Source organism: Neisseria sp. P0021.S005 (genome assembly GCF_051956955.1).
In genome coordinates, this window is sequence record NZ_JBQCWY010000757.1 from 1 (window position 1) to 1,423 (window position 1,423).

A 1,423-nucleotide genomic window follows, 5' to 3' on the forward strand; every position below is an offset into this window, starting at 1 on the left:
TGCAGGGCATGGTGGCCGAGCTACAACGTTGGCACGATGCCTGCGCGGGAGACGACTGCCCGGATTGTGCGATTTTGGCCGGGCTGGAGGAGCGTTAGGCGGCTTGGGCAGAATAGAAACAGGCTACCTGAAAAGTTTCAGGTAGCCTTAGTCGGCCGTTAACGGTTTGGTACAGGCCTCGTCGTAATACGGCAGCCACTTGCCGCCGCTTTGCTTCAGATATGCGCGAAAACTTTTGTTTACCCGTGTGGCGGTGTAATCCAAATAATGGCAAAAAGTAAGTGATCAAGAGACAAAGGCCGTCTGAAACGTTTCAGACGGCCTTATATTCAAAAATACGCTTATCGGTTACAAAGCCACATCGTAGCCACCGTCTTCTACGGCATCAATCAGCGCGTCGGCATCTGTTTTGCTTTCATCGAAAGTAATCACTGCATTTTTGTTTTCCAAGCTGACTTCTGCTTTTTCCACGCCTTCTACGCCTTCCAAAAGATGGGTTACGCTTTTCACGCAGCCGCCGCAGGTCATGCCGTCGATATTGAGGGTAACAGTTTGCATTTGTATTTCCTTTCATTCAAACAAATATGGTTGCCAAATACTTTACTCCTTACACAAACAGCTTGCAAATTCTTCATTAAAGGCCGTCTGAAAAAATGCAGATAGGCGTACAATAACGCCCTTTGCTTCATCAAACGGACATAATAATGACTTCAACATTCAAACAATGGGTTAGCGTATGCGCGCTGGCGGTGGGGGCGTTTATTTTCAATACCACCGAATACATTCCGATTGCGCTTTTGAGCGACATCGGTCAGAGCTTTGACAAACCGGCAACGGAAGTGGGCATGATGATTACGGTATATGCGTGGATTGTTGCGCTCCTATCGCTGCCGCTGATGCTGATGACGAAAAACATCGAACGGCGCAAATTATTGCTGATGCTGTTTGCACTGTTTGCGCTGTTTCACGCGCTGTCGTTCTTTTCTTGGAACTTCAACATCCTTTTGGTCAGCCGTATCGGAATTGCGCTGACACACGCGGTCTTTTGGTCAATTACGGCTTCTTTGGCGGTACGGCTTGCCCCCGCCGGCAAAACCAATCAGGCTTTGGGCTTGCTCAGTACGGGTACGGTTTTAGCGATGGTTTTGGGCATTCCGCTGGGGCGCGTGGTCGGGCAATACTTCGGCTGGCAGCTCAGCTTCCTGCTGATCGGGGGCTGTGCTGCCGGCGTAATGCTGGTGTTGGCCAAAAACCTGCCTGCTTTACCCAGCCAAAATACCGGCTCTTTAAGCAGCCTGCCGAGTTTGTTCAAACGCCGCAGCCTGATGCTACTCTATGCAATGACGGTGTTGATTATTACAGCCCACTTCACGGCATACAGCTATATCGAGCCTGTTGTGTTGCAAGTTGGCGGATTGAAGGC

Annotated in this window: 2 protein-coding genes and 1 pseudogene; 2 read left to right on the plus strand and 1 reads right to left on the minus strand. The window is 50.0% G+C overall.

Annotation, left to right across the window (positions count from 1 at the left end; all coding sequences use genetic code 11):
• Positions 1-98 (plus strand): annotated as a pseudogene (locus ACTHUE_RS19040) (Cu(I)-responsive transcriptional regulator); the annotation flags it as partial.
• Between the two features lie 250 nt (positions 99-348).
• On the opposite strand, the gene ACTHUE_RS19045 reads toward ACTHUE_RS19040, so the two are convergent.
• Positions 349-558, minus strand: a complete 210-nt coding sequence (locus ACTHUE_RS19045; protein ID WP_314597078.1) for a heavy-metal-associated domain-containing protein — start codon at positions 556-558, stop codon at positions 349-351.
• Positions 559-704: 146 nt separating this feature from the next.
• Here ACTHUE_RS19045 and ACTHUE_RS19050 point away from each other — a divergent pair.
• The coding region (locus ACTHUE_RS19050; protein WP_440424176.1) for an MFS transporter at positions 705-1,423 on the plus strand (719 nt) is incomplete at its 3' end.